At 49.1% G+C, this 22,017-nt stretch carries 18 protein-coding genes; 14 read left to right on the forward strand and 4 right to left on the reverse strand.

Going from position 1 to position 22,017, the window contains the following annotated elements:
• The first annotated feature begins 9 nt into the window (after positions 1 to 9).
• Entirely contained in the window at positions 10 to 456 is a 447-nt protein-coding gene (locus BGL48_RS08050) for a hypothetical protein (RefSeq protein ID WP_069362182.1), read from the forward strand.
• A gap of 5 nt (positions 457 to 461) precedes the next feature.
• Here BGL48_RS08050 and BGL48_RS08055 read toward each other — a convergent pair whose 3' ends face one another.
• Positions 462 to 2,603 (reverse strand): glycosyltransferase family 2 protein, encoded by a 2,142-nt coding sequence (locus BGL48_RS08055; protein ID WP_176719648.1) that lies wholly within the window; start codon positions 2,601 to 2,603, stop codon positions 462 to 464.
• Positions 2,604 to 2,816: 213 nt separating this feature from the next.
• Between BGL48_RS08055 and BGL48_RS08060 the strand changes: the two genes are divergently transcribed.
• The 13 genes from BGL48_RS08060 to BGL48_RS08120 all read left to right on the forward strand — a co-directional run bounded on the left by BGL48_RS08060 (position 2,817) and on the right by BGL48_RS08120 (position 18,894).
• Positions 2,817 to 4,958 carry a glycosyltransferase family 2 protein gene (locus BGL48_RS08060; RefSeq protein ID WP_069362184.1) on the forward strand — a complete coding sequence of 714 codons (2,142 nt, stop codon included), beginning with the start codon at positions 2,817 to 2,819 and terminating at the stop codon, positions 4,956 to 4,958.
• The gene (locus BGL48_RS08065) at positions 4,955 to 5,917 is read left to right on the forward strand and encodes a glycosyltransferase family 1 protein (RefSeq protein WP_069362185.1); all 963 of its coding nucleotides are present in this window, start codon (positions 4,955 to 4,957) and stop codon (positions 5,915 to 5,917) included. The genes BGL48_RS08060 and BGL48_RS08065 overlap by 4 nt, the downstream gene beginning before the upstream one ends.
• Positions 5,914 to 7,938 (forward strand): capsular polysaccharide biosynthesis protein, encoded by a 2,025-nt coding sequence (locus BGL48_RS08070; RefSeq protein ID WP_069362186.1) that lies wholly within the window; start codon positions 5,914 to 5,916, stop codon positions 7,936 to 7,938. The genes BGL48_RS08065 and BGL48_RS08070 overlap by 4 nt, the downstream gene beginning before the upstream one ends.
• 291 nt (positions 7,939 to 8,229) lie before the next feature.
• Positions 8,230 to 8,454, forward strand: a complete 225-nt coding sequence (locus BGL48_RS08075; protein WP_069362187.1) for a hypothetical protein — start codon at positions 8,230 to 8,232, stop codon at positions 8,452 to 8,454.
• Positions 8,455 to 8,952: 498 nt separating this feature from the next.
• The gene (rbsD, locus tag BGL48_RS08080; protein WP_069362188.1) at positions 8,953 to 9,372 is read left to right on the forward strand and encodes a D-ribose pyranase; all 420 of its coding nucleotides are present in this window, start codon (positions 8,953 to 8,955) and stop codon (positions 9,370 to 9,372) included.
• Positions 9,373 to 9,395: 23 nt separating this feature from the next.
• Positions 9,396 to 10,901, forward strand: coding sequence for a ribose ABC transporter ATP-binding protein RbsA (gene rbsA / locus BGL48_RS08085; RefSeq protein WP_069362189.1), 1,506 nt, complete (start codon positions 9,396 to 9,398; stop codon positions 10,899 to 10,901).
• On the forward strand, positions 10,898 to 11,887 hold the full coding sequence (gene rbsC, locus BGL48_RS08090; RefSeq protein ID WP_069362190.1) for a ribose ABC transporter permease: 990 nt from the start codon (positions 10,898 to 10,900) through the stop codon (positions 11,885 to 11,887). The genes rbsA and rbsC overlap by 4 nt, the downstream gene beginning before the upstream one ends.
• Positions 11,888 to 12,122: 235 nt before the next feature.
• Entirely contained in the window at positions 12,123 to 13,016 is an 894-nt protein-coding gene (gene rbsB, locus BGL48_RS08095; RefSeq protein ID WP_069362191.1) for a ribose ABC transporter substrate-binding protein RbsB, read from the forward strand.
• Between the two features lie 82 nt (positions 13,017 to 13,098).
• Complete coding sequence (gene rbsK, locus BGL48_RS08100) at positions 13,099 to 14,028, forward strand: ribokinase (protein ID WP_069362192.1); 930 nt, start codon at positions 13,099 to 13,101, stop codon at positions 14,026 to 14,028.
• Positions 14,029 to 14,062: 34 nt separating this feature from the next.
• A complete protein-coding gene (locus BGL48_RS08105; protein WP_069362193.1) occupies positions 14,063 to 15,067 on the forward strand; it encodes a substrate-binding domain-containing protein in 1,005 nt (334 codons plus the stop codon).
• Between the two features lie 261 nt (positions 15,068 to 15,328).
• Positions 15,329 to 16,489, forward strand: coding sequence for a trans-sulfuration enzyme family protein (locus tag BGL48_RS08110; protein ID WP_069362194.1), 1,161 nt, complete (start codon positions 15,329 to 15,331; stop codon positions 16,487 to 16,489).
• Positions 16,486 to 17,901: a Na+/H+ antiporter NhaC family protein gene (locus BGL48_RS08115; RefSeq protein ID WP_069362195.1), complete on the forward strand. Its 1,416-nt coding sequence runs from the start codon at positions 16,486 to 16,488 to the stop codon at positions 17,899 to 17,901. Before BGL48_RS08110 ends, BGL48_RS08115 begins: the two co-directional genes overlap by 4 nt.
• A gap of 324 nt (positions 17,902 to 18,225) precedes the next feature.
• Entirely contained in the window at positions 18,226 to 18,894 is a 669-nt protein-coding gene (locus tag BGL48_RS08120; RefSeq protein ID WP_069362258.1) for a TIGR01621 family pseudouridine synthase, read from the forward strand.
• Here BGL48_RS08120 and gspS2 read toward each other — a convergent pair.
• The 3 genes from gspS2 to BGL48_RS08135 form a co-directional block, all read right to left on the reverse strand.
• Complete coding sequence (gspS2, locus tag BGL48_RS08125; RefSeq protein ID WP_069362196.1) at positions 18,887 to 19,264, reverse strand: type II secretion system pilot lipoprotein GspS-beta; 378 nt, start codon at positions 19,262 to 19,264, stop codon at positions 18,887 to 18,889. The genes BGL48_RS08120 and gspS2 overlap by 8 nt on opposite strands.
• Positions 19,264 to 19,575: a YciI family protein gene (locus BGL48_RS08130; protein WP_069362197.1), complete on the reverse strand. Its 312-nt coding sequence runs from the start codon at positions 19,573 to 19,575 to the stop codon at positions 19,264 to 19,266. Before BGL48_RS08130 ends, gspS2 begins: the two co-directional genes overlap by 1 nt.
• A gap of 203 nt (positions 19,576 to 19,778) precedes the next feature.
• Positions 19,779 to 21,902, reverse strand: a complete 2,124-nt coding sequence (locus tag BGL48_RS08135; RefSeq protein ID WP_069362198.1) for a plasmid pRiA4b ORF-3 family protein — start codon at positions 21,900 to 21,902, stop codon at positions 19,779 to 19,781.
• Positions 21,903 to 22,017: the final 115 nt, after the last annotated feature.

Consider the following 22,017-nt stretch of genomic DNA (forward strand, 5'->3'; position numbering starts at 1 on the left):
GAGAGAGTTATGAAGTCTAGTCAACAGTTGCACGTGGTGCGACATAAGATCGATGTATCAAGCGTCTTAGCGTGGCATTTGGATGGGCCAAGGCCTGGTTTAGTGAATGATACTGCCAGCGATGTCATGCTTAAATTTCATGGTTGGCTGCTTTACGAACCGATTTACCGAGCGACCGTGTGGGTCGATGACGGTGAGCAACGGCATAGCTTTGAACTAACGGTTGAACGCCCAAATGTGGTGGAGCAAAAACTTGGCGTGAGCGCCGAAAATCATCCTCTTCGGCGCTGTGGTTTTCAATTTGAGGTGCCGGTATTCAATAAGCCGTTTACGTTTGGTTTTCGCGTCAACGGGCAATCAATGACTGTGTTGGAGGGCCAGTGGTTAACTCAACCGCAAATTGCGGCCATGGAGCAGCCGCAAAAAACCTCGATATGGCAGCGTTTTAAAAAATGATTCAGTTACGTTTCAGTTTCTTCCTCAAAGTGGTCTTCTTCTAGGCGCAAAGTAAAATCCTCTCGATGACGCGTAAGATGTCGGCTGTAGTGAGGATCATTTTGAATCACAGTTTGCCAGCGTTGTTTCATGAGTGTGATCTCTTGTTGTTCTCGCGCTTTCTTCGCCGGTGTATCTTCTTTTCCGCGGCTTTTAGACTCGTAATGGTACAAGGTCGCGCGGGGGGTCCATAGGTTGGTGTAGCCTGCTTGTTGCACCTTGAGGCAAAAGTCAACGTCGTTAAACGCAACGGTGAGCTTTTCATCCAGACCGCCGACAGCATCATAAATGGCTCGCTTGACCAACAGACAAGCTGCGGTAACCGCTGAGTAGTTCTGACTGCACGCTAAGCGCCTTTGGTAGCCACGACTGTACACAGAGTAATGTTTGTGTGCGTGGCCTGCGAGCCCCCATATTCCTAAAATAACCCCTGCGTGTTGGATGGTATCATCAAAAAACAACAGCTTAGCGCCCACACAGCCAATTTCGGGACGACTCGCTTGACGCACCATTTCGGTAAGCCAGTTGGAATGAATCACTTCCGTATCGTTGTTGAGTAAACACACGAGATCGCCGTCACTGTGTGAGACGGCAAAGTTGTTAATCGCTGAGAAGTTAAATGGCTGATTGTATTCTAATATCTCTATATTACTTTGCTGACCAATTCGCTGAAACCATGCCAAGGTGTCGGGGCAGTCACTTTGATTATTCACAATGATAATCTGGTAATGAGGATAACTGGTCAGACGTAAAATGCTTTCAACACATTGACGTGTAATCGCCAATCCATTCCGGGTGGGAATGACAATCGAGACGCGCGGATAGGGCGTCGGTAATCGATAATGGCAGTGATATACCTGATGCATTTTATCGAATGTGACGCGCTTAATACCATGGGTATGGTGTTGAGTCAGCTGTTTGAGCGCCTGCAGAACCTGCTGTCGCTCGTTAAACGAAATGTCTTCTTGATGGGGGCTGTGCTGGTGGAAAAGTATGTGTGGAATATGAATACAAGATTTTTCAGTAGCAGGTGCGCTTATCCCAGCGTTGAGACAACGCACATGTTGAGGCATGTTTATATAAGCTGATGTCGTTATATTGCCGCTAAATAATACGGCGCGCCCTATATAGTTGTAACTTTTCAGAAGGTCAGGGCTCCATTGGGGTTTGAAGGCCGGCGCGTCGCGTTGTTGCTTGTCCGTTATTTGATCATGATCGCTGTAAACTAAACGGGCATTTGGGTTTTGCTCGATGCATTGCGCAAAAAACGTCAATGCGTTTGGGGCCCACTGATCCCCCGGCGTCACAAAGCCATGCCACGCTTTCGTTGAGTAGGGCGCGCAATGGGAAGATATGATTTGAATACGCTCATCATTGAGAGCATCCAGGTGATCAGTTAGCCAAGCTGGAGGTGTCTGGGTGAGCAAGTTAAGCTGCCATTGCTGATGCGTTTGCTCTAAAAGGCTTTGAATACTGAAAGTGATTGCTGACTTTTCGTTCACCGAAAGACTATCTGCAATATCCATCCACATGACGATCGCGATATCTTTTACGCTTTGGGGCTCAGGTAAGCTGGGCTGAAAGTGCTGTTGCCAAAACGTATAGGGCGCCTGGAAAAGCGTTTTGCCAATGAACATTGGATGATAGGTTTGAATCAAACGTTCTCGCGCAAATGACCAGCCTGCCCGCTTTTGTCTTGCTCTTGTAATACGATAAATCTGTTGCCAGTTGCCACCATTCTGCCGATCGCGTCGCGAAATCGTTCTGAGCATGTGCATCATCGCTCGCGGTTGCGAGACACGTTTGATATTAATCGTCGCCTGGATATGTGCTTGGAGTGCTGGCCATACCAGAGTCAGATAATGAAGGGGGGTTGGACTATGAAAAACTAACTCTAGCTTCCCCGGTGTTTCACATCCTAGCGGAATCGGGGCGTGATCAGGCCCAAGCTCTACAAGGACGGTGTTACCAATCTGTGAGTCCGAATCGGTGTGGTAAGTGATCGTCAACTGATACCAACCAACCTTGGGCGTGTGGTGCTGTAGATTAATTGCTTTTTTTGTGCTTTGACGAATTTCCCAATAGCGCTTTTTTATCTTGGCGTTCACGGATCCATGATCACCTAAAGCAAGGTTTAGCGCCACAAACTTCTTGGGTCGATAAGCGTTTAAATATCGAGCACAAGATGATGGCGCCTCAGAATTTGAGCGAATTGATGTAGAAGTCATGGGCACAGTATTCAAACAAAAGATATTAGGCGGTAATATACAGATTTTTGATAGTCAGTGAAAATTATCATACACGTGCTCGATGGATACTGAATGAATAATATGGAGAAAGAGCCGCAACTGACGCAGAAGGGAGACACTTCTGATGACGATGAGAGCGACCTACTACTTAAAGGCCCTTTAGCGCAATCAAGACACTATTGGTTAGCGCTTTGTATTGAATACCCTTGGCAATACCAAGGGCTTGTTGTTGAATTTATCGATAGTAGTGGCCAGAAACAGTACGTACCGGTGGGTGCCAGTTTGCAAGGTGTTGTAAAGCAGTGGATCGATTTACCTACGGGCGCACGTGCAATTCGTATCCGCGATTGTGATTTGAGCAGTCGATCTAGAGTGGTACTCAATCATAGAATGGTGAGGTCGGCACGGTCTATTTGGTCTTTAGCCTATCAAACTCTTTCCTTATTATTATCACTTCGTCGCCATGATGTGCCTGATAGAACAGGGTGGGTTCGACAAGTGCTTAGTTGGTGGCGTCGTTTGGGTTTGCCTGCGACGTATCAGCGCTTACAGTTATGCAAAGCTCGATCACCAGCGGTGCCACTAACAAATTGGTGGCGTGAACATTACGTGCAAACCGCCAGTCAAGTTTCTGCGTTGAAAGCAAAGCTGAGCGATAAGATTAGAAATCAGGTTGTGGTGTGGATTTTTGCGTCAGATGATATGACGCAAGAAGGCTTTGTGGCGACGTTAGAATCTTGTAAGGGCCAAGATGCTGAGATATGGATTGATTCGCGAATTCCTTTTGCAACACCTGGACATATCAGCGCGCGAGTTGCGACCATTGATGTGCTGTGCGATGAGCCGCGTTGGACATGGTGTTTAATTGTACCGGTCGGGGCAAGGTTATTGCCTTATGCGGTTGCTTGTTTCTATCAAGCCAGTATTAATCAGAATCGCCTTAAATTGATTTATTCGGATCATATTCATGGTGGGGTGACATCGCCCGTCGAATCTGTGCCAAGTCACATTGACTTGAAGCCAGATTGGTGTCTTGAACGGCAGCGTGCGGCGCATTATTGCGGTGATGTATTATTTGTTGATCGCTCCGTGTTAGCGCGATTTAAAGCATTGTGGTCAGAAAAAAAGTTGATGAATCGCGCCTATATTCCTTACACGCTATTGTTAGCGTTGTCAGAAAACCATCTGGTTGATGCCTTTCATCATGTACGCTTACCTTTATGGCTCCAAACTTATACGCATCAACTCTCTGAACTCAATACTGTACTGACCGATCATTTGTATCGCTGTGGAATAAGTGCTGAACGTATCGCATCGGATCACTGTGTTGCGAAACTTAACTATACCAGTGTCTGGCAGCCCGTGGTATCGATGATTATCCCGTTTCGGGACAATGTGGCTATTACTCAGCAATGTGTCGATAGTGTATTGGCATTAACCGAATACGCTGAGTACGAAATATTACTGGTCGATAATCAAAGCCAAGAACCTGAGACGCTAACTTGGCTGCAGGATATCGTAAAACACCCGAAAGTGAATGTAGTGCATTACGATGAAGCATTTAATTTTTCAGCGATTAATAATTTTGCTGTTGAACATGCACGTGGTGAAGTTGTTATTTTGCTCAATAATGATACGCAGGTTATCGAGAAAAACTGGATTGAGGCAATGGTGGGTTGTCTGACTTTGCCTGCTGTTGGTGTTGTGGGTGCTCAGCTTCTGTTTTCGAATGGGCTTATCCAGCATGCTGGCTGTGTGGTTGGACCGCAGCAAGTGGCGACGCATCGCTTAGCGTTTCATTCGCTAGACATGGTGGAAAAGCGCTGCGAGGGTACCTTGGTTCAAGAAGTCAGTGCAGTCACGGCGGCGTGTTTAGCGATGCGGAAATCGCTTTATCAGTCTTTAGGTGGGCTGAACGAGCAATTGACGGTGGCGTTTAATGATGTGGACCTGTGTTTGCGTGCGCGTGAAAGTGGCTTGCGTGTTATGTATACGCCATTTGCTCGATTGTATCATCATGAGTCTTTGAGTCGTGGTAAAGATAGCACGCCGGAGAAAAAGCGGCGTGCAGCCCAAGAAGTTGAGTTCATGCACCAGCGTTGGTCGATAAAAGGCTATCAGGATCCTTTCTATCACCCTCGGTTAGATGCAAGATTGGCAAATTTTGCTCTCAACCCGTTTCCTCAAGAGCTCATCGATTGGAGCCAACTATGATGTCGACAGATTCGTCATCCTCCCAGTGGGTAGTGATTCAAGAGCGTGAAAATCCTTCATTTGATTTTTTTGTAAGACCTAAGCTGTCGGCGATGCATGCAGATTGGCAATGTGTTTTATTAGCTGAGCCCCCTAATCAATGTCTCACTAGTCACGAAACTGATGAGAGCGAGCCAGATGAAAAATTGAATCTTCTATTTGTTCGCTATATGAATAAAACATGGCGGACGTGGATTAAAAATAATCGTCAAAAAATAGCGTCAATTGTGTTGTTTATCGATGACGATTTACTGGATTGGCAAGCGACATCCGGATTAACGATTCGCTATCGTTGGAAGCTCTGGAATTATGCCTTGAAACATCAGCGTTTTTTACGTGATATCGGTGCGCAGTTATGGGTTGCGAATCACTATCTAGCGAAAAAATATGCGAGTTGGCAGCCAGTGGTGTGTCCACCAAGTACATGGCAGGCTCAAACCATTACTCAGACTATTTTTTACCACGGATCGGCAAGCCATAAGCAGGAGTTTTTATGGTTAAAGCCGCTATTTGAACGGCTATTGTGTGATTTCCCTCATTTAAGTATTGAAATTATTGGTGACGGTGAAACCAATCTTTTATTTCGACACCTGCCACGAGTGCATGTGTTACATCCGATGTCTTGGCCGAATTATCGCGCTTTATTGGCAAGGGGCGGGCGTCATATCGGTTTAGCTCCCTTGCTAGATAGCCAATTCAATGCCGCACGATCATGTACGAAGTTTTACGATATTACCCAAGCGGGCGCAGTGGGCGTTTATGCCGAGCATCCAGCTTATCGAGACCAAGTCATTGACCAGGTAAATGGGCTGGTAGTTCCGATGGATCATGAGCGTTGGTACAACGCGATTGCCATGTTATTAAAGGATCAAAATTATTACAAATCGCTACTTGCTAGGAATGTGGTAGATAAAGAATGAACTTTTCTCAGTTTTTAACCATTTCTCCAGCGTTATCAAGCATTGCGCATCTATCGGAACTCATTGGGCAGCCTATTCGATACTTGTCGCCCATGAGGCGCTATGTTTCTCTAAACCTCTCTTCTCGTGCAGCGGTTGTCGCATGGGGGAATAAACCTTCGTCTTTAAAAGCAAAGCGTTTTGCTGAGCGCAGACAGCTGCCTGTTGTTCGCTTAGAAGATGGATTTTTACGATCGCTACTGCTGGGGCATCAATCACCGCCGCTTTCTATCGTGATAGATGATGTGGGCATCTATTATGATGCTGCGCGACCTTCTCGGTTAGAGCAGTTGATAACACAGCCATTATCTGAAGCGCAGAAGCGAAGGGCGCAAGAGCTATTAAAACAATGGCAGACACTCCGAGTATCCAAGTATAACCATAGTATTGAGAAAACGATTCCTGCTATTGATAAGCCGTTCGTATTGGTTGTTGACCAGACCAAGGGAGATGCCTCTGTGCGCGATGGTCTCGCCGATGAGAGCTGCTTTCGCAGAATGTTGGATAGCGCGCTAACCTTGTATCCGAATCATCAGGTTGTGATAAAAACTCACCCGGATGTATTTGCAGGTAAAAAATCTGGCTACTTAACGGGGCAAGCGGCTGCTGATTTATTCAAGGCTCACTCAGATCGAATCGCGCTATTAGCCGACGATATTCATCCACCCAAACTGCTTGAAAACGCAAGTGCGGTCTTTTGTGTGACTTCTCAAATGGGCTTCGAAGCTCTTTTATGGGAGAAAGTAGTTCATACGTTTGGTATGCCTTTTTATGCAGGGTGGGGCGTTACCATTGATGATTTGCCCGCTCCGGATCGAAGGAAGCCCGTGACCATTGAACAGCTTGTCTATGCTGCATTGATTTCATACCCCCGCTATTGGCACCCAGAGTGGCAACGGTCCTGTCAAGTAGAAAATTTAATGGCTTGGTTAGCATTTCAGCGTCAGCAGTCGCAACGTATTGTTGGTGATATCACAGCCATTGATATGCCTCGATGGAAAAAGCCTGTACTCGTTGACTTTTTGAAAGGTGCAAAACTAGAGTTTGTGTGCCAACATAAAAAGCACATCCCCTTGATTGATAAAGCCTATAAACCTCTACCTGCGTCTCAACGGATTTTACGCTGGGGGAATGCAAAATCGGCAGATTTACGTGTGGAAGATGGGTTTATTCGCTCGGTTGGTTTGGGGGCTGATTTGATTCGACCTGTGTCTTGGGTGGTTGATGATTTGGGTATTTACTATGACGCTTCTCGCCCATCACGTTTAGAGCGCGTTTTAATCGAAACGCGTTTTTCTGAATGTGATCTACAGCGTGCCAAGGCAATAATGAGTCGCTTGGTTGAACTCAAACTCAGTAAATACAATATTGGCGATAGCGCTTGGCAACCTCCACAGGGGCAACGAGTGATATTGGTGCCTGGGCAAGTTGAATCTGACGCATCTATTCGCTTTGGATCACCTGCATTAAAGAGTAATCTCTCTCTGCTCCAAGCGGTGCGAGAGAATAATCCACATGCTTTTATCGTATACAAACCTCATCCAGATGTGCAGGCGGGGTTGCGGTTGCAAGGACAAGATGAGCAAACCGCCGAGCAGTTTGCCAATGAAGTCATTGGTAACGTTGATATGGCTTATTTGCTGGACCATGTTGATGAGGTGCATACCTTAACATCATTGACTGGATTTGAAGCCTTGCTACGTGGCGTGCCTGTGACCTGCTATGGCCAGCCATTTTATTCGGGGTGGGGGTTAACTGAAGACATTTATCCTCATGAACGTCGAGGTATGCAACGTACATTGCCTGAACTAGTGGCAGCAACCTTAATCTACTATCCTTTTTACGTTAGCCCCGATACAGGCTATTACCTCACACCAGAGCAGACTATTGGTTGGATGCACGAACAGCGGCAAAGACCTTCGAAAAAAAACCATCTATCTCAGTGGCTATTTAGACAATGGTTAAAGCTGCGTAGGCATTAGTTTGAGAATGCGATACGAGCAGCCTCGTACTCGCATTGAGGTTCTAGCCTTTTCTGTACTCTGTATTCAGTAATCTGTATTCGTGAATGGGAATACGGAGCACTTCGCTTACAGAATACTGAGAAGAGTGGAAAGCAGGGCCTAGTTCCTAGATCCTAGGCCCTAGGAACTTTATCTACAAAGGTTATCGGGACAGGAAAGGTTATCGGGACAGGCACTTTTGGTTAGTCTAGTTAGAGCTACTCCGTTAACATCCAGCAGAGCGGTTCCCGGTATTTTAAGGAGACCATTATGGCCGATCATGACACAGAAAAGACGATACCTGAGCGTGAGCAACGGCGGTTTGCCGTATCTGCCAATCGGGACAAAGGCAGTCACCGGATTCGTTATGTGGAAGCGGGCGGTGCCTCGGTGGATAATGAAGAGTGCACGTTTTGCCAAGCGGTGCCGGGTTTAAGTGAGCAACCGGAGAAGGAAGAGAGCCGAGAGGCTTCGCTTCTAGAGACAAGAGACTAGATAGAGCAGATCGCGCTCGCATCGGGGACTTGCTTTTTCTGTACTCTGTATTGCGTCATCGATATTCGGGCATAGGAATACAGCTCGCTTCGTTTAGAGTATAAGGGAAAGCAGCCTCGTGCTAGCATCGGCGCTCTTGCTCTTTCTGTATTCAGTAATCTGTATTCGTGAATGGGAATACGGAGCGCTTCGCTTACAGAATACGGAGAAGAGCGGAAAGCAGGGCCTAGGATCCTAGGCCCTAGGACCCTAGGATCTCTCTAGTCTCTCCCCCCTAATGTGATCTTCCCCTCTCTTTACTAATGATTCCAATATCAATAGTCGATCCTTCTCACATCTGTGATGTTTGCAGATGGTGAAATTTTTCTTTCATCTGCATTATTTACTCATATCGAAACGTTTCGATGGTGTTTTCCTGAGAGAAAACGTTGATCACAAGAAAACGTGCCAGCGCACAGTGAGCGCTGATTAAGTCCATCGTGAGTGAGAAGGTGATGAATGAATAAGCATGGTTTGCTCCATCCAGAGCTTGCACAGCTCGTAACCCAAATCGGACACACCGATGAATTGACGGTGTGTGATGCGGGGTTACCGATCCCCAACTCGGTGTCGCGCATCGATTTGGCGCTAACCCAAGGGGTGCCAAGCTTTATGCAGACAGTCGAGGCGGTGTTAACTCACACCTGCATTGAGTCGGTGGTGATTGCAGAAGAGCTTGCTACGGTGAGCCCCGCGCTACACCAAGCGTTGCTTGCGCGATTGGAGCAAGAGGGTGCTACGCGGCAGCAACCGATCAGCGTGACCACGATCAGCCACGAGGCGTTTAAAGCACGCACGGTGCAGAGCAAAGCGGTGGTGCGCACCGGAGAGTGCACGCCTTATGCCAATGTGATTTTTCAAGCCGGTGTCACCTTTTAGGTCGGCCTAAGCGAGTAACCACAATGACGCAACCTATCTTACAACTCCGCCAAGTCGTAAAAACCTTTCCCGGGGTGCGCGCCCTCGATGAGGCGAGCTTAAATGTCTATCCCGGCGAGGTAATGGCGCTACTCGGTGAAAATGGCGCGGGCAAGTCCACTTTGATGAAGGTACTCACTGGGATTTATCACGCCGACAGTGGCGACGTGAACTATCAAGGCGAGCCGGTTTCGTTTAAAGGCCCACATGATTCGCAGCAAGCGGGGATCAGTATTATTCACCAAGAGCTCAATTTGATCCCAGAGCTGACCATTGCCGAAAACATCTTCTTAGGCCGCGAGTTTACTAACCGGTTTGGCAAGATTGACTGGACCAAGATGGCTGAAGAAGCCGATAAGCTGTTGGCGCGTTTAAATGTGAAAGCACGTGGCACCACGCCACTTGGCAGCCTGAGCTTGGGTGAGCAGCAAATGGTGGAAATTGCCAAAGCGCTGTCGTTTGAGTCGCAGGTGATCATTATGGATGAGCCGACCGATGCCTTGACCGACACCGAAACCGCCTCGCTGTTTGCGGTGATCAACGAGCTGCGAGCGCAAGGCCGCGGCATTGTTTATATCTCTCACCGTTTAAAAGAAATTTTTGAGGTCTGCGATCGGATCACCGTGTTACGCGACGGCAAGTTTATTGGTGAGTGTCCCGTTAGTGATACCGATGAAGACGGCCTGATTGAAATGATGGTGGGCCGCAAACTCGCCGAACAATATCCGCGAAGCGACGTCACTCCTGATGGGATAAGCCTTGAGGTGGAAAATGTCAGCGGCCACGGGGTGGAAGCGGTGAGTTTTCAGCTACATCGTAGTGAAATCCTGGGTGTATCGGGCCTGATGGGCGCCGGGCGCACGGAGTTAATGAAAATTATCTATGGCGCCATGCCGCGTGAAGCTGGCGTGATTCGGCTTGATGGCAAGGTGATTAACCCAGTAAGTCCGCAAGATGCGCTGGCCAACGGCATTGCTTACATCTCTGAAGATCGCAAAGGCGAGGGCTTGGTGCTGGGGTTATCGGTGAAAGACAACATGTCACTCAGTGCACTCGATAAGCTCACCCATTGGGGAAAAATTCAGCCGCGCGATGAAGTGATGGCAGTAGATGATTTTATCCGGCTTTTTAACATCAAAACCCCCACCCGCGAGCAAATCATTGGTAACTTATCGGGCGGGAATCAGCAGAAAGTGGCGATCGCCAAAGGGCTGATGACCAAACCGAAAGTGCTGATCTTGGATGAGCCGACTCGGGGGGTCGATGTCGGTGCCAAAAAAGAGATTTATCAGCTAATTAACCAATTTAAAGCCGAGGGCATGAGCATCATCTTGGTGTCGTCAGAAATGCCCGAAGTGCTTGGCATGAGCGACCGCATTTTAGTGATGCACGAAGGCCGCGTATGCGGTGAGTTTGATGCCAAAGACGCTAACCAAGAAACTCTGCTTGCCTGTGCGGTAGGCAAAAATGCCAATGAGGATGCAGCATGAGTGAGAATGCAATGAATAAGTCCCAGCCGTCAGAAGATGGACGTAAACCCCTGTTCAGCAAAGCGTGGTTGATTGAGCAAAAATCACTCATTGCCCTGTTGGTGCTGATCGTGGTGATGTCATTTTTAAACAGCAACTTTTTCATGGTCGACAACCTGCTTAACATCCTGCGTCAAACCTCGGTAAACGCCATTATCGCCGTGGGGATGACATTGGTGATTTTAACCGCGGGTATCGACTTGAGTGTTGGCTCGGTATTGGCGCTGTGCGGCGCGTTTGCTGCGAGTTTGATTGCGGTCGAAGTACCGGTGCTGGTGGCTGTGCCAACCGCTTTGTTTGCCGGCGCGGCAATTGGTGCCATGACAGGCGTCGTGGTGGCCAAAGGCAAGGTACAGGCGTTTATTGCCACCCTGGTGGCGATGACTCTCTATCGTGGCGTGACCATGGTGTATACCGATGGTCGCCCCATCTCAACGGGCTTTACTGAAACCGCGGACGCGTTTGCCTGGTTTGGTACCGGCTACCTGTTGGGCATTCCCGTCCCCGTGTGGCTGATGGCAATCGTGTTTATCGGCGCGTGGTATCTGCTTAATCACACCCGTTTTGGCCGTTATATTTACGCACTTGGTGGCAATGAATCTGCGGCGCGGTTATCGGGCATTAATGTCGATCGAATCAAGGTGGGCGTGTATAGCCTGTGTGGCATGCTCGCGGCGCTGGCAGGGATCATCGTCACCTCGCGTCTGTCCTCCGGACAACCGACTGCCGGTACTGGCTATGAGCTTGATGCGATTGCCGCGGTGGTGCTGGGCGGCACCAGCTTGATGGGCGGTAAAGGCAAGATCATGGGCACATTGATTGGTGCGCTGATTATCGGCTTTTTGAATAACGCCCTTAACCTGCTGGACGTGTCGTCTTACTACCAAATGATTGCCAAAGCGGTGGTGATTCTGCTTGCCGTGCTGGTGGATAACAAAAACAAATAGCTGTTTGAGACAGAGCTTATTGGGACAAGCTTATTGGGACAGGCACTTTAAGTTGGCATTCGGGAATGGGAATACGGAGCGCTTCGCTTACGGAGTACGGGGAAGAGCAGGAAGCAGTGCCTAGGTCCTAGGATCCTAGGCACTAGGAACTTTTAAGTTAGCAGGACAGACACTTTTATTTCTGTTTAATTAGCAAGTAAAAACAATACCCTACAAACACAAAAGGACTGAACGCATGAAAAAACTGACTACCTTGATTACCACTGCGCTACTGTCGTCAACGCTTAGCATCAGTGCGCAAGCGGAAGATAGAATGGCAATCGTGGTCTCAACTTTAAACAACCCATTTTTTGTCACCATGAAAGAGGGGGCGGAGCAGAAAGCGCAAGATCTTGGCTATGAACTCTTGGTGCTTGATTCGCAAAACGACGCCAGTAAAGAGCTGTCGAATGTGGAGGATTTAACCATCCGAGGCGTTAAAGCCATTTTGATCAATCCGACTGACTCCGACGCGGTCTCGAACGCCATTCGTATTGCAAATCGCTCGGACATCCCGGTTATCACCCTAGACCGTGGCGCGAGTCGTGGGGAAGTGGTGAGTCATATTGCTTCTGATAACGCTCAAGGCAGTAAAATGGCGGCGGAATACATCATCGGCAAAGTCGGTGAGCGTGCCAAAGTGATCCAACTTGAGGGTATTGCTGGCACGTCAGCCGCACGCGAGCGTGGTGAAGGCTTTATGGACGCCATCGAGGGTACCGACGTTGAGCTACTCGCCAGTCAGCCTGCGGATTTTGACCGTACCAAAGGTCTGAATGTGATGGAAAACCTGCTTGCCGCACACCCAGATGTGGAAGCGGTATTCGCCCAGAACGATGAAATGGCATTTGGCGCGTTGCGTGCGGTGCAGGCATCAGGCAAAGATGTCACCATTGTCGGTTTTGATGGCACCAAAGATGGTATTGCGGCCGTTGAACGTGGTCATCTGGCAGCAACCATCGCCCAGCAACCGGGTATGATTGGTGAGCTTGGTGTTGAAACCGCGGATAAGGTGCTAAAAGGCGAGTCGGTAGACAGCTACATTCCTGTGCCGCTTAAAGTGATCAGCCAAGAAACGATCGCTGAATAAGCCGTCAGGGAAACGTATAGTGAGCACCATCGGGTTCGCACTGGGTGGTGCTTTTTTGATTTAAAAACGGTAAGGAATAGTAATGAGCCGATTGGTTGTTCTTGGCAGCGTCAATGCTGATCATGTTTTACGCGTCTCTAGTTTTCCTCGTCCCGGAGAGACATTACACGGTCGAGACTATGCGGTGATAGCTGGCGGCAAAGGGGCGAATCAAGCGGTGGCAGCGGTGCGTTGCGGTGCTGATGTTGCCTTTATTGCCAGTGTAGGTAATGACGCATATGGACAAAATATTCGTCAATCATACGCGCAAGAAGGGATGGATGTCAGTGCGATAAAGGTACAGCCTGATACGCCGACTGGGATTGCGATGATCCAAGTGACAGATCAGGGCGAGAACAGTATTGCGCTCTCCGCAGAAGCCAATGCGGCTTTGACAGCAGAGACCATCACCGCCGATCTTGCCAAGATAGCCGAGGCTGACTATTTACTGATGCAGTTAGAAACGCCGATGTGTGGCATTGAAAAGGCGGCGTTTCATGCCAAAGCGGCAAAGACTCACGTGGTGCTTAATCCCGCCCCAGCCGCACCGCTGAGCGACGCGCTTCTTGCCGCAGTCGATATTATTACCCCAAATGAAACGGAAGCCCAAAGCCTGACCGGTATCGCGGTAACTGATACTGCCAGTGCGCAAGCGGCTTCGGACGTGCTCCATGAAAAAGGGGTAGGGATTGTACTGATCACCCTCGGTAAACAAGGCGTATGGCTGAGTGAAAAAGGCGAACAAGCGGGCCAGCTTATTCCTGGGTTCCGTGTCGATGCCGTTGATACCACTGCCGCTGGCGATACCTTTAATGGGGCATTGGTGACAGGACTCATAGAGGGACAGACACTTTATCAGGCGATTCGCTTTGCGCATGCCGCGGCGGCATTATCCGTGACAAAGCGTGGCGCACAAACTTCGATTCCTTCTCGTTCAGAAGTTGAAGCGTTTTTGGCCCATCAAGATGCTTAATCGTTATTTCACCTTAGTCAGCGGAGCGCGATAAATGGCGACCATGAAAGATATTGCCAAACGGGCGGGCGTGTCGACATCGACGGTCAGTCATGTCATTAACAACACTCGTTATGTGAGTGAGACAGTTGCTGAGAAGGTAAACCAAGCCGCGAAAGAGCTCAACTATTACGCTCCGTCGGCACTGGCGCGCAGCCTAAAAGTGAATCGTACTAAAACGTTTGGCATGCTGGTGACCACTTCCACCAATCCGTTTTTTGGCGAAGTAGTAAAAGGCGTCGAGCGCAGCTGTTACCACAATGGCTACAGTTTGATTTTATGCAACACGGAAGGCGATGATGAGCGTATGCGTGCGTCAATTGATACGCTGTTGCAAAAGCGGGTCGATGGCTTGATTTTGATGTGCTCGACCTTGGAGGGTGAGCATATTGAAGGCTTTGATCGTTATCCGGATATTCCTGTGGTGGTGATGGATTGGGGGCCGATTGATTTTGCCTGCGATAAAATTCAAGACAATTCTTATCAAGGCGGCTATTTAGCGACCCAGCACTTGATTGACTGTGGCCACCGCCAGATTGGTTGTATCAGTGGTCCTTTGCTTAAACAACAAGCACAGCGCCGTTTTCAAGGCTTTAAAGATGCGCTGCGCGATGCTGGACTTACTGAGAACGCCGACTGGATGGTAGAAGCGGACTTTGAGTGTGAAGGCGGCTATCAAGGTTTGCAGGCGATCGCCGCGAGCGGCTCCCTACCGAGCGCGATTTTTGCAGGCAACGACATGATGGCGATGGGTGCGATCAATGCTGCCAATGCACTTGGTATTCGGGTACCCGAGGATCTTTCTATCATGGGGTATGATGATATTCACCTAGCAAAATTTGTCTCTCCTTCCTTAACCACTATTCACCAGCCCAAGTACCGTCTCGGCCAAGCGGCCGTTGAAACTCTACTTTACAAATTGGATGACCCTCAAAGTGACAGCCAAACCGTGCAGCTAGAGCCAACGTTAGTGGTGCGCGAGAGTGTGAAGCAGGTTTAGCTACCGGGTAGCTACCGAGGACAGGCACTTTAAGTCGTTATGATGCCTGTCCTCAATGGCATTTCCATCGTACCTCTTTATCGGAGGTACGATGAAATAATCATCCAAACGCTCGCTGAGTTATTTTATAGAATATATTGGAATATCATTCTGTTTAAATTTCTGTTCGAATTAGAATTGTATGCAATATTAGTTTCTAGTTGCGACAATGACTGATATTCGTCACTTTTCTAATTCTTTATACTGACAATGAGCCTATCGATGAAAACCCCTCACTTTTCTACCCTTGCTGTCCATGGTGGTGATCAAACGGACAAGGGTCATAACGCGGCTTTCCCGCCGATTTACACGGCCAGTAGTTTCATTCAATCCGACCTTAGCCATCAGGCCGACTTTGGTTACTCGCGGGTTGCAAATCCAACCCGATCGGCTTACGAGAGTGCGTTGGCGGCGCTCGAGCAAGGTTGTTATGCGACCGCAACGGCCTCAGGGATGGCCGCGACGGCCTTGGCCTTAGAGCTACTGCCGGCAGGCGCGCATATTATTGCGATGCGCGGTGTGTATGGGGGGACGCATCGCTTGTTCGACAAACTCCGCGCCGCCAATAATGGTCTCAGTGTCGATTATGTTGATCTCAACGATCTCAATGCCGTAGCAGCCGCAGTCAAGCCGAACACGGCGATGATCTGGATTGAAACCCCAACCAACCCGTTGTTGGAACTTGTCGATATTACCGCGATTTGCCAGTTTGCCCGTGAGCATGCGTTATTAACCTGTGTGGATAACACCTTTGCGACTGCGTGGAACCAAACACCGCTGCGTTTAGGGGCGGATATTGTGATGTTGTCGACCAGCAAATATATTGGCGGGCACTCTGATATGATTGGCGGCGCGCTGGTCACCGCTGATGAAGCATTGGCGAAAAAAATCGATTTTGCCAAAACCACGGTCGGCGCGATTGCTTCTCCCTTTGATGCCTATCTCGCGTTACGCGGATTAAAAACGCTCGATCTGCGTATGCAGCGCCAATGCGATAATGCGCTAAACGTCGCGACCGCGCTGGAAAACCACCCTGCCATTGAAGCGGTTTTCTATCCGGGCTTACCGTCACACCCGCAACATGCACTTTGTCAAACGCAAATGCGTTCAGGGGGAGCAGTGGTTACGATTCAGCTAAAAGGTACGCGGGTGGAAAGCGAGCGATTTTTAAGCCGCTTACGCTACTTCATCTTGGCGGAATCGCTCGGTGGTGTGGAGAGTATGATCAACCATTCAGCCTCCATGTCTCACGGCTCCATGAGTGAAGAGGAACGTGAGGCGATGGGGATTTTCGATACCACCTTCCGGCTTTCAGTCGGCATTGAAGACAGTCGTGATTTAATTGAGGATCTTCTGCACGCACTCGATCAGGAGGCGTCATGACCGATTATGGGGTCTGGACGGTGGTGACGCCACTGGTGACTATTGTGCTTGCTGTGGTCACGCGCCAGGTGATTCTGTCGCTGCTGGCAGGGGCGATGGTGGGTTATACCGTGATTGCCAATTTCAATCCATTCGCAGGCGTGGCGAAGGCACTGGATAGTTATATTGGTGTTTTTGCCAGCGCGGGGAACACGCGCACCATTTTGTTCTGTTTTATGGTGGGTGGGTTAATTCGTCTTATCCAAGTCACAGGCGGCACGCGGGCCGTGATTCATGCGCTCACCGAGCGTGCTCAATTGGTGAAAAATCCGATTGCGGTGCAGTTGCTCTCGATGGTCACCACCATGCTGATTTTTATTGAAAGCTCAATTTCCATTATGTCAGCGGGGACGGTGAGTCGTGATTTAGCCGATCACTATCGCGTTTCTCGAGAGAAGCTCGCCTATGTGATCCAGTCATCCTGCGTCGCGACTTGCTCCAGCGTGATGATCAATGGTTGGGGTGCTGCGATGATGGCAATTATCGGCGTACAAGTCAGCAAAGGCTATGTTGAAGGCGAGCCCTTCACCATTCTATTGCACGCCATCCCTTACAACTTAATGGCATGGCTCTCCTTGCTGGCGGTGCTTTTTTATGTGCTCACTGGGGCGAGTTGGGGGCCAATGGCGAAAGCTGACCAACGTGCGGCAGCTGGGCAAGTACTGCGTGAGGGCGCCTTTCCTATTGCTGGCGATCATCAGCGCGATGATGAGCCGCTAGGCAAAGTGAGCTATTTTGTTTTGCCGTTACTGAGCACCATTTTAATGGTACCGGTGGGCCTGTTTATCACCGGTAATGGCGATATTGCCTCTGGATCGGGCTCGACCGCTGTTTTTTGGGCGGTGATGGCAGGGACTGCGGTCGCGATGGCTTTCTTTATCGGCACGCGTGTCTTGTCGTTAGATGCCTTTTTCCGCCACCTGTTGGCCGGATACGCGAATATGATGCCTCTGGGGGCAATTATGTCGCTGGCATTTTTAATGGGGGATTTATCGGCAGACTTACATACGGGACAGTACATCACTCAGGTGATTAATGGCATTTTGCCTGCAGGATTATCAGCCGCTTTTGTCTTTGTAATTGCCGCGATTATGTCACTGGCGACCGGGACCTCGTGGGGCACGTTTGCAATCATGATCCCGATTGGTATTCAGATTGGTGCAGCGACAGGCATTGATCCGCACTTAATGATTGGCGCATCGATATCTGGGGCGATTTTTGGCGATATGACGTCACCAATCAGTGATACCGGCATTGTTGCGTCGATGGCAACAGGCAATGATCACGTTGATCATATCCGCACGCAATTTCCTTACGTCATGGTCGTGGGAGCAATTAGCACAATGGCATTTGCGGCCTTAGGGAGTATTTAAATAGAGAAATAGCCCAAGCAATAGCGCGGGTGTTGAACAACCTCAATGCAAGTCGCTGTTACTGTATGCTGAGCTTGAGAGATTGTGGGGACAGACACTTTAAACTAACAGCTATCTCAGCTACCGGGTATCAGCTACCGGAGTAAACTAACGAGGACAAAACTAACGAGTAACTAACGAGGAGTTACCGGGGACAGGCACTTTAAGCTAGGGTAGCTACCGAGTAGCTACCGGGGACAGGCACTTTTATGATTGCTCTAGCGGGCTGAGGGGGAAGTCGTTATGATGCCTGTCCTCAATGGCCAACCGGTAAATCGCCTCGTTATGTTTTCAATTGTCGACCAAAACCAACACTTTGTGGTGATCAATAAGTACCACGGCGTTAGCGTGCAAAAAGAAGCCGATCACGCGGCACTTCTAACGGCGGTGGCGTCGCATATTGGGGTTGAGAAAGTCTACCTTGTGCATCGGTTAGACAAGATGACATCGGGCTTGCTGCTGCTGGCAACCTCTTCTCATGCGGCGTCTGTCCTCTCAGGGCTGTTTGCTTCGCGCGAGATAGAAAAATTATATTTGGCATTAAGTGCGAAAAAGCCGCGTAAGAAGCAGGGACTGATCGTTGGGGATATGGCCAAAGGGCGGCGAGGTAGCTGGAAATTGTTAGCCAGCAAAGATAACCCGGCGAGAACGCGTTTTACCTCTATTGCTGGTGGTGAGGGGAAACGGCTTTTTCTCTGTCGCCCTTACACAGGCAAAACCCACCAAATTCGCGTAGCGATGAAAAGCATTGGATCACCGCTCATCGGTGATGATTACTATGGCGGTGAGCCTGCCGATCGTGGCTACTTACACGCTTATGGGCTGCAATTTACGTGTCGTTTTGCTGATGATCAGCCAGCCAAGCACTACAGCTATGTGCTGCCCCCGAGCCAAGGCGAATTGTGGCCAACCTTACCGGTGGAGTGGGAGCAGCCTTGGCACTTAATTAGCTAGCACAGCTTGGTGAAGTAATGGCGTTATTGAGGATTTGTCGACCACGGGTATCTCGAACCAAAATGGTATAGCTGATACCACTGTCTAACATACTGCGGATATCGTTATCCTCGCAATAACGACGCTTTAGGCCGGAAAAGAGCTGCCCCGGTGCTTTTTTGGCATTCTTCTCTAGAAGCGTCAGCTCGATGATGGCGTCCTGCGCACGAGCGCGAACCAGTGAGTAGCCTTCAATATCCATCGGCAGTAACTGTGCAATCATGTCGGCACGTTGGCTTGCTGCCTCTGCGGCCTGATCATGCTGGGTGCTGCTACATGCACTGAGTACTAGCCCCAGGCAGGCCATCGTCAGTATTTTTACATATCGCATTAGGCTGGATCCTGCGGAAGCACTTTTTTGAAAGGTTTAACGGTGACATCTGCATAGACGCCAGCGGCCACATAAGGGTCTTTGTCAGCCCAGGCTTGGGCGGCTGATAATGACTCAAACCAAGCAATAACGGTTGACCCCGTAAACCCAGCGTCGCCCGGCTCGTCGCTATCAATGGCAGGGTTTGGTCCTGCAATCATCAAGCGGTTTTCTTTTTCCAGTTGGTGTAAGCGCTCAAGGTGTGCGTCACGCGCTTGCTTGCGTAGCGGTAGGCTGTTCTCGACGTCTTGCGAATAAATGAGATACCACATCGTCATTGTCCTTGATAGATGTTTATAGCCACTAGGATACAGAGTCAAGATTTCTGAGTACAGTGTATTAGTGGGTATGAGGAGCATTGGAGGGACCATTGGAGGGACAGGCACTTTAGTCGCTAATTGGCGAGAGCTTATTGGGACAGACACTAAAGTATCTAAAGTGTCTGTCCCACGATCTACCCTGTCCCACGATCTACCTAGTCGAAAATAGGTGGTACTTCTTCTTTTAATCTCTGATTCACTTCGTTCTTATCAAAGTGTTTTGCGTCCCAGTCCTGCATGTTAAAGAGGTCCAGGATCTCTCGCTCATCGTCGTTGAGTGGAGCGCGTCTTGAGAGTTTGAGTAGGTCTTTGTATCTGTCTATACCGCCGCAGTCTTCGGGTGGGCAGGCGCCATTACCTGCCGTGACTTTAGGCTGCGTGCAATTGCGGGTATTCAGTTTCTCAAGGGTGATGGTGTGGCGCCAGTCATCGCCAAAATCATACACATATGCGATGGTGTCTCCGGGCTCTCGCAGTACTGCCCCAATGGGTAAATACGCCGCTTGGGTATCGGATTCATCGTCAAGGTCAATATGACCAAAGGGTGTGATGAACATGGCAAGGTGTTGGTGTTCCCAACCCATAATAGCCTGAATGCAATCGTGTAGCGCGATAAAAGGTAAGGCGTTTGAAATGGTAAAACGGCGCCATATTTTGGGACGGCTATTATCGAGCTCAATGTGCAGTACGATGCCTTGGGGACGTTCTATTTCCTGCGGGCCGTGCGCCATCGGGTGATACTCCGCTTGCTGTTGTATACTCAGCTCTGTGAGCTGGTCGAAAAGCGGAAAGGTTTTTCTCATGCGATCAGGTGCTTGCAACGCATACGCTGCGGCAAATATAAATAGGTTGCTCGGTGAGAACGGTGTGATTTCTTGTTTGCTGTAATGCGTGATCAGCCCACTCAACGCGAGTGCTTTGATATAGGGTTCAGGGTGTTCGAGATAATAGCGGTTCCGGACTTTGCGTATGGTCTCCAGGGCTGGGTCGATCGATTCAGCGATCGTCCATGTCTCTATCAATGGGATATTGACTAACAGTTTGCTGGATAGATGTCCTCGTGCTATCACATCCGGATGTTCACCTGGGAAATTGCACGTGGAGGCAAGGTTATCTAATGAGAACGGTTGCGGCTCGGTCCATTGTGACGGGAAAAGCGCAAGCATATGTAGCGTGTCAGGCTCGAAGGCCTCATGCTGTTCGTCTAGGGCCCAACAAAGTATGTGTCGCAAGATACCAGGGTCGCATTGAATAGCTTCAACTGTGCTGTCCATTTCTGCGGTCATTTTTTTATATTGCACGGTGTCGACGGGATTGGCATCAAAGTAGCTATCCACTAAACCGAAACCTAAGCGAAAGACGCCCCCGAAAACATGCGCATGTTTAGTTGTTGGGTTGATGAGTAGCCCATTAAATAGTATGGCGTGGTTGCCGTCTGGATAGGACAGACAAAGCTCAGTCACCTGATGTTTTTCGGTTTGTTTGCCGTATTGCATGGCTGATTTTTGCCACGCTGGTAGGTGATTTTTTACGCTATCGTGACCAAAGCGCTGGATCAGGGTTAGGTATTGACGCTGACCAAGGGACTCCCATCTTTTTGCTGGAAGGCTACTGAGTACACTCGCTGCGGTGTTGGCGATCTTAGGATCGGCATTGAGGCTCAAAAGCAAAAGCGCATCAATTGACCAAGGTTGATGGCTTATCATCGTGAGAAGCCCTTGAACTTCCTGTTCGGTGAAAAAGATAAGCTCACCGCCCACAAACTGACAAAAAGCAAGCCCAGTGTCTACGCCGAATTTATTGAGATCGGCGATGAGATGCTCGGTAACCTTTTCAGGGTCTTGTGCCAATTGTTCTTGTTGCTCAGTGATCGGCTGCTGACTGCGCTCACGCACTTTCATAATGATCGCATCGTCGACATGCAGCTTATGGTGTTTCATGCATCTGATGATTTCTCTGGTAAGCACCAAGTTAATTTGAGCATCGTCTAGCTCAAGCGCGTTAGTGAGGATTTCATTCGCGATATTGATGGTTTCAGAGACGTCATTACTACGCGAGTAAATACGTAGGTCATTGGCCATTTGTGAAAAGTAATCGACAAAAAGCTCCTCTTGGCGTTCGTCGAATGTCTTTGATAGTGATAGACCAATCGGTAGCGCGGCAATAAACGACTCTGGTGAACCGTTTATTAGCTGGTGTTGTTCTCGGCTGATGTCGGCAATGGGCATGTTGTGCTGGATAGCCTCAAGGAGCGCTTGCGCAGAAGGTGGAAGTTCCATGTTCTTGGCCTAGGTTGAGATTAATTAATTGTTTAAGCGTACAAAAAATCACTCTGAAACACGACTGTCTTTTGTTGGGACAGACACGGTACGTCTGATATGTCTGGTATCGATT

Origin of the sequence: Salinivibrio sp. SS3, assembly GCF_001722105.1 — a bacterium.
In the GTDB taxonomy this organism is placed as follows: domain Bacteria; phylum Pseudomonadota; class Gammaproteobacteria; order Enterobacterales; family Vibrionaceae; genus Salinivibrio; species Salinivibrio kushneri.

Bases quoted from the DNA above. Each gene is read 5' to 3' on its own strand.
- BGL48_RS08110 (WP_069362194.1), top strand. From the start codon at position 15,329: ATGAAAACCCCTCACTTTTCTACCCTTGCTGTCCATGGTGGTGATCAA.
- BGL48_RS08060 (WP_069362184.1), top strand. From the start codon at position 2,817: ATGAATAATATGGAGAAAGAGCCGCAACTGACGCAGAAGGGAGACACT.
- BGL48_RS08075 (WP_069362187.1), top strand. From the start codon at position 8,230: ATGGCCGATCATGACACAGAAAAGACGATACCTGAGCGTGAGCAACGG.
- BGL48_RS08105 (WP_069362193.1), top strand. From the start codon at position 14,063: ATGGCGACCATGAAAGATATTGCCAAACGGGCGGGCGTGTCGACATCG.
- rbsB (WP_069362191.1), top strand. From the start codon at position 12,123: ATGAAAAAACTGACTACCTTGATTACCACTGCGCTACTGTCGTCAACG.
- BGL48_RS08050 (WP_069362182.1), top strand. From the start codon at position 10: ATGAAGTCTAGTCAACAGTTGCACGTGGTGCGACATAAGATCGATGTA.
- BGL48_RS08115 (WP_069362195.1), top strand. From the start codon at position 16,486: ATGACCGATTATGGGGTCTGGACGGTGGTGACGCCACTGGTGACTATT.
- rbsA (WP_069362189.1), top strand. From the start codon at position 9,396: ATGACGCAACCTATCTTACAACTCCGCCAAGTCGTAAAAACCTTTCCC.
- BGL48_RS08130 (WP_069362197.1), bottom strand. From the start codon at position 19,575: ATGTGGTATCTCATTTATTCGCAAGACGTCGAGAACAGCCTACCGCTA.
- rbsC (WP_069362190.1), top strand. From the start codon at position 10,898: ATGAGTGAGAATGCAATGAATAAGTCCCAGCCGTCAGAAGATGGACGT.
- rbsD (WP_069362188.1), top strand. From the start codon at position 8,953: ATGAATAAGCATGGTTTGCTCCATCCAGAGCTTGCACAGCTCGTAACC.
- BGL48_RS08065 (WP_069362185.1), top strand. From the start codon at position 4,955: ATGATGTCGACAGATTCGTCATCCTCCCAGTGGGTAGTGATTCAAGAG.
- BGL48_RS08135 (WP_069362198.1), bottom strand. From the start codon at position 21,902: ATGGAACTTCCACCTTCTGCGCAAGCGCTCCTTGAGGCTATCCAGCAC.
- BGL48_RS08120 (WP_069362258.1), top strand. From the start codon at position 18,226: ATGTTTTCAATTGTCGACCAAAACCAACACTTTGTGGTGATCAATAAG.
- gspS2 (WP_069362196.1), bottom strand. From the start codon at position 19,264: ATGCGATATGTAAAAATACTGACGATGGCCTGCCTGGGGCTAGTACTC.
- BGL48_RS08070 (WP_069362186.1), top strand. From the start codon at position 5,914: ATGAACTTTTCTCAGTTTTTAACCATTTCTCCAGCGTTATCAAGCATT.
- rbsK (WP_069362192.1), top strand. From the start codon at position 13,099: ATGAGCCGATTGGTTGTTCTTGGCAGCGTCAATGCTGATCATGTTTTA.